Here is a 4215-nt window from a genome sequence, read left to right as displayed (position 1 = left end):
CCCGCGGCCCTTGGGCCGGGAAGAAGCCGGATCAGGTGGCGTCGTCGTACCCGCCGCGCCGCGTCGGCTCGGCGCCCGTACCGCTGTCGGCGTCGCCGCCGGACTGGCCGGGGAGCGCCTTGCCGGCCCGTACCGGCTCGATCTCGCCGGTGTCCAGCGGCGTGAGATCGAGGTCGGACGCCTCGTCGGGGTCGAGATCGGCGTCGGGGTTGGCGGCCCGCTTCCGCTTGTCGTTGAACAGCGCGATGAACACGGCGATGAAGTAGAGCATGACGATCGGGACCGCCAGCATGAGCATCGAGAAGGGGTCCACGCTCGGGGTGGCGACGGCCGCGAAGACCGTGACGCCCATGATCATGCCGCGCCACCAGCCGAGCATCCGGCGGCCGGTGAGAATGCCGCCGAGGTTGAGCATCACCAGCAGCAGCGGCAGCTCGAAGGAGAGACCGAAGACGACCACCAGGCGGGTGATGAAGTCGATCAGCTCGTCGAGGGGCAGCAGGTTGTCCACGCCCGACGGCGTGAACTCGATGAGGACCGTGGACGCGGCGGGCATGATCTTGTACGCGAAGAAGCCGCCGGCCGCGAAGAGCGGGGCGCCCGCGGCGACGAAGCTCAGGGCGTACTTCTTCTCGGTGCGGTGCAGCCCCGGCGCGAGGAAGGCCCACAGCTGGTACAGCCAGACCGGGCTCGCCACCACGAGGCCGGACATCAGCGACACCTTGATCATCAGCGAGAACGGGCCCATGAGGCCGGACATCGTGATGTTTCCGCAGGTCTGCCGCTTGTCCTTGGTGGCGAGCTCCGCGAACGAGACCTTGCAGCCGATCGCGTCCTCGATCGGCTGCTTGAAGAGCTCGACGATGTCCTTGTAATAGAAGGCCGCGACTATCGCGACGACGACGATCGCGAGCACAGCCTTGGCGAGACGGTTGCGCAGCTCGCGCAAGTGCTCCGCGAGCGGCATCCGCCCCTCGGGGTCCTTCTCCTTCTTGCGGGCAGGCTTGAGCAACCCACGTCCCTATCTCGTGCGTCCGGCGGCAGCGCTGGGGCGGCCGCCTCGAAGTCGGCCCTCGGTCAGCGCTGCGTCGTGCTGTCGGTCGGCTCGGCCACCGGACGGGCGCCGGTCACGTCGCCGGGAGCGGCCTTGATCGTACGGGGCGGCTGGGCGGCGTCGTGCGGCGGGTCGGCCGGGGCGGCCGACTTGTCCCCGCCCTCCGACTTCATGGCCTTGGCCTCACTCTTGAGAATCCGCGCGGACTTGCCGAGCGAGCGCGCCATGTCCGGAAGCTTCTTCGCGCCGAACAGCAGGATCACGACGACAAGAATGAGGATGATCTCGGGTGCACCGAGCCTGCCAAACATAAGCGTTACCTTCTCACCGAGGCGGCATGGAATGGGTCTGTGGGGCCAGTCGGACAGGCGTCCGGCTCCGCCGTGCTGGCAGCGATCGTAACGCGCAGGGGTGAACGCCGGGCAATCCCTGTGCGTACTCCGGATTCCGCCTCCCGCCTCGGAATCAGCGCCGCCAGCATCCCAGCGTACCGTCCGCGGCACCCGCACAGCAGTACGCGACGCTCACTCCGAGCGCAGGGTCTGCGAGGTGTGTGAGGCGTGCGAGGCCAGCGGCGCGGCCGCCCGTTCGAGGTCCTCGGCGGCCCGGGAGATGCGCCGCGAGGCCGTGTCGACCTGCCGGGCCAGCCGCCGCACTTCGGTGAAGACGCGCATCGCGAGGACGCCGAGCACGGCGATCCCGCAGAAGCCGAGAACGATGGCGATCATGGGCCAGAGCATGAGAAGGAGCCTAACGGGCGGGGGCGGGGCAGGCGCTCACACGGTGGAGTGCAGCCGCAGGGTCGAGACACCGCCGCCGGTGAGCAGCTCGATGATCCGCTCGCCCGCCGGCTTGCGGACCGCGGCGCCGCAGTCGGGGCAGGTGAAGGAGTAGAAGGTCGTGCGGCGGCTCGCGCCGATCGCCAGACGCAGCGCCCCCGCGCCCAGCTCGAAGCAGCCCCGGCAGTCGGGGCAGGCGGCCTTGAAGAGCACCGCCGCCGTCGTCGTCATCGCCGTCATCACGACCCCTTCTCCGGCCTCGCCGACTTCTGCGATTTCTGCGACTTCTGTAAGCCCTGCCGCCCGCGCGCCACTCGTGTCACTCGCCGTACGCCGCGAGGGCCTCGCGGGCCGCCGCGCGCGCACTGTCGGCCAGCGCCCGCGGCGAGACGATCCGCCCGTCCCCGCCGAGCCGCAACGCGAGCCTGCGCAGCGACGCGGGGTCCGGAGTGCGCAACGTGATCCGCAGACCGCCGCCGGGCAGCTCCTCCGCACTGTCGTGCGGGTAGTACTCGGCGACCCACCGGCCGCCCGGCCCCACCTCGGCGACCACCTCGGGATCCTCGGCAGCCGGCTGCACCAGCCCCTCGGACAGGTCCCGCAGCTCGATGGGCGGCGGATCGCTGGGCTCGTCGAGCAGTTTGATCTCCGCGACCCGGTCGAGACGGAAGGTACGCCGCGCCTCGGAGAGCCGGCACCACGCCTCCACGTACGTATGGCCGACGGCGAACAGCCGGATCGGATCGACCTCGCGCTCGGTCAGCTCGTCGCGGGCGGGCGAGTAGTAGCGCAGCCACAGCCGGCGGCGCTCGGCGATGGCCCGGTCGACGTCCGCGAAGACGCCGCCCTCGGACTCGAAGGTCACCGACAGCCGGGAACTGGCCCCCGCCGCCTCCCCCGCCGCGGCCTCCAGCTTCGCGGTCGCGCGCAACAACGCCTGCCGGTCGCCCTCGCGCAGCCCCGGCAGGGTCGCGACGGCGCGCGCGGCGACCAGCAGCGCGGTCGCCTCGTCGGCCGCGAGCCGCAGCGGCTCCGCGACATCGTCGGGATTGTGCCACCAGATGCGGTCGCCGTCCGTGTCGATGTCCAGGAGATCGCCGCCGCGGAAACTCGTACCGCACATGGGCAGCACGTCGAGGTCGGAGATCAGCTCGTCCTCGGAGATGCCGAAGGCACGGGCGACGTCCGTGACGCGCGCGCCGGGGCGCTCGCGCAGATAGGTCACCAGCGAGAGCATCCGGCGGGTCTGGTCGATAGCATTGGCCATTTCGCTGTGTGTACCTCTCAGCCCGTGGCGACGGCGCGCAGCCGGTCGATGACGTCGGTCCGCAGCTCGGCGGGTTCCAGCACGATCACATCGGGGCCGAACTCCACGAGCCAGGCATCCAGTCCATGTCCGTACGGAACCTCCAGCTCGTCCCAGCCGTCTGTCAGGGCGTGGGTGGCGAGGGCCTTGGCGCGCAGCGGGTAGCCGTGTCCGGCACGCAGCTTGATGCGGGCCGTCGCGGTGGCGTTCTCACCGGCCCAGCTCTCCACCGTCTCGCGGACGGTCACGTGATCGGGCACGGGGGCGGTGAAGGCGGCGGCACGGGAGCGGACCTTACCGGTGATGCGCGAGAGCCGGAAGACCCGCTCGGCGCCCCGGTCGCGGTCCCAGCCCGCCAGATACCAGTGGCCGCGGCAGAACTCCAGCGTCCACGGCTCGACCTGGCGCTGCTCAGGACGGGCCGCGTTCACCTTGCGGTACTCGAAGACGACGGGCCGACGGTCACGGGCTGCCAGCATCAACGGCTCGAAGGCGGCCTCGTGGGCGGCGATCCGCGGTTCGAGGGCGCCCGGACTCTCGTACGGATCCGCGTCGGCGAGCGGCATCCCGGCGGCGCGCAGCTTCTGGAGCGCACCGCTGGCCGCCCCCGCGAGCCGGGCCTGCTGCCAGACCTTCGCGGCGAGACCCAGCGCCGCGGCCTCCTCGGCGTCGAGCGTGATGGCGGGAAGACGGTTGCTGTCGCGGCGGGCCAGATAACCGGTGTCGCCGTCGACCATGTCGACGGTCTCGATGATCAGACCGAGCTCACGCAGATCCTCCTTGTCCCGTTCGAACATCCGGTTGAAGGACTCGTCGCCGCCGCCGGACGACAGCGCGCCCGACCGTAGGGCCGCGCCCGACCCCGCTCCCCCGCCGTTCCCCGGACCGAACGCCTCCAAGTAGGCCTCGATGGAACTCCGCAGCTCCCGCTTGCTGAGCGGGCGGCGGGTCCCCAGCAGACACAGCGCCAGATTCATCAGCCGCTCGGCCTTGGCAATCGCCATCGACGCCCTCTCTCCTCGTGCTCCCGACCGCTGACCGTACCGCTCGCGGTACGTGCCGCAAAAGCCGAGGGC

General features: G+C 71.0%; 6 protein-coding genes. All 6 read right to left on the bottom strand.

The window, feature by feature from the left end; translation table 11 throughout:
• Positions 1-31: 31 nt before the first annotated feature.
• Positions 32-1012 carry a twin-arginine translocase subunit TatC gene (gene tatC, locus ACFU99_RS35250; protein ID WP_384400165.1) on the bottom strand — a complete coding sequence of 327 codons (981 nt, stop codon included), beginning with the start codon at positions 1010-1012 and terminating at the stop codon, positions 32-34.
• A 65-nt stretch (positions 1013-1077) separates the two neighbouring features.
• A complete protein-coding gene (gene tatA, locus ACFU99_RS35245; protein WP_384400162.1) occupies positions 1078-1365 on the bottom strand; it encodes a Sec-independent protein translocase subunit TatA in 288 nt (95 codons plus the stop codon).
• A gap of 213 nt (positions 1366-1578) precedes the next feature.
• Entirely contained in the window at positions 1579-1794 is a 216-nt protein-coding gene (locus ACFU99_RS35240; RefSeq protein WP_384400159.1) for a hypothetical protein, read from the bottom strand.
• Positions 1795-1830: 36 nt separating this feature from the next.
• Positions 1831-2073 (bottom strand): hypothetical protein, encoded by a 243-nt coding sequence (locus ACFU99_RS35235; protein ID WP_384400156.1) that lies wholly within the window; start codon positions 2071-2073, stop codon positions 1831-1833.
• 79 nt (positions 2074-2152) lie between these two features.
• The gene (locus ACFU99_RS35230; protein WP_384400154.1) at positions 2153-3100 is read right to left on the bottom strand and encodes a helix-turn-helix transcriptional regulator; all 948 of its coding nucleotides are present in this window, start codon (positions 3098-3100) and stop codon (positions 2153-2155) included.
• A gap of 17 nt (positions 3101-3117) precedes the next feature.
• The gene (locus ACFU99_RS35225; protein WP_384400151.1) at positions 3118-4143 is read right to left on the bottom strand and encodes a helix-turn-helix transcriptional regulator; all 1026 of its coding nucleotides are present in this window, start codon (positions 4141-4143) and stop codon (positions 3118-3120) included.
• Positions 4144-4215: the final 72 nt, after the last annotated feature.

The organism is Streptomyces sp. NPDC057654 (assembly GCF_042800135.1).
Classification (GTDB): Bacteria; Actinomycetota; Actinomycetes; order Streptomycetales; family Streptomycetaceae; genus Streptomyces.
Note: the sequence above shows the minus strand (reverse complement) of the source record. Positions and strands in the feature narration are given on the sequence as shown.

Excerpts from the sequence above, each read along its gene's own strand:
- tatA (WP_384400162.1), bottom strand. The coding sequence starts at position 1,365 with ATGTTTGGCAGGCTCGGTGCACCCGAGATCATCCTCATTCTTGTCGTC.
- ACFU99_RS35240 (WP_384400159.1), bottom strand. The coding sequence starts at position 1,794 with ATGCTCTGGCCCATGATCGCCATCGTTCTCGGCTTCTGCGGGATCGCC.
- ACFU99_RS35235 (WP_384400156.1), bottom strand. The coding sequence starts at position 2,073 with ATGACGGCGATGACGACGACGGCGGCGGTGCTCTTCAAGGCCGCCTGC.
- ACFU99_RS35230 (WP_384400154.1), bottom strand. The coding sequence starts at position 3,100 with ATGGCCAATGCTATCGACCAGACCCGCCGGATGCTCTCGCTGGTGACC.
- ACFU99_RS35225 (WP_384400151.1), bottom strand. The coding sequence starts at position 4,143 with ATGGCGATTGCCAAGGCCGAGCGGCTGATGAATCTGGCGCTGTGTCTG.